General features: G+C 55.7%; 1 rRNA gene. It reads left to right on the top strand.

What is annotated here, in order from left to right:
• A 23S ribosomal RNA gene (locus tag ACTHO6_RS21200) occupies positions 1 to 657 on the top strand; the annotation flags it as partial.

The raw sequence follows: 657 nt of genomic DNA, 5'->3' as shown, positions 1-657 counted from the left end.
AAGTACCGAAGTCCCTGATTTCACACTGCCAAGAAAAGCGTCTAGCGAGGAACAAGGTGCCCGTACCGCAAACCGACACAGGTAGGCGAGGAGAGAATCCTAAGGTGCGCGGGATAACTCTTGCTAAGGAACTCGGCAAAATGGCCCCGTAACTTCGGGAGAAGGGGCGCCCCGGTAGGGTTCATAGCCCGAGGGGGCCGCAGTGAAAAGGCCCAAGCGACTGTTTAGCAAAAACACAGGTCTCTGCGAAGCCGCAAGGCGAAGTATAGGGGCTGACGCCTGCCCGGTGCTGGAAGGTTAAGGGGATGGGTTAGCGCAAGCGAAGCTTTGAACCGAAGCCCCAGTAAACGGCGGCCGTAACTATAACGGTCCTAAGGTAGCGAAATTCCTTGTCGGGTAAGTTCCGACCCGCACGAAAGGCGTAACGACTTGGGCGCTGTCTCGGCAAGAGACCCGGTGAAATCATAATACCTGTGAAGATGCAGGTTACCCGCGACAAGACGGAAAGACCCCATGGAGCTTTACTGTAGCCTGGTATTGGAACTTTGTGCATCATGTACAGGATAGGTGGGAAGCTGAGAAGCAGGGGCGCCAGCCTCTGTGGAGCTGTCGGTGGGATACCACCCTTGATGTACGGAGTTTCTAACTCGTCGCCCT

This window comes from Brevibacillus sp. SAFN-007a, assembly GCF_051967035.1.
In the GTDB taxonomy this organism is placed as follows: domain Bacteria; phylum Bacillota; class Bacilli; order Brevibacillales; family Brevibacillaceae; genus Brevibacillus.
The sequence above is the reverse complement of the archived record's forward strand: the minus strand, read 5'-3'. Positions and strand labels throughout refer to the sequence as shown.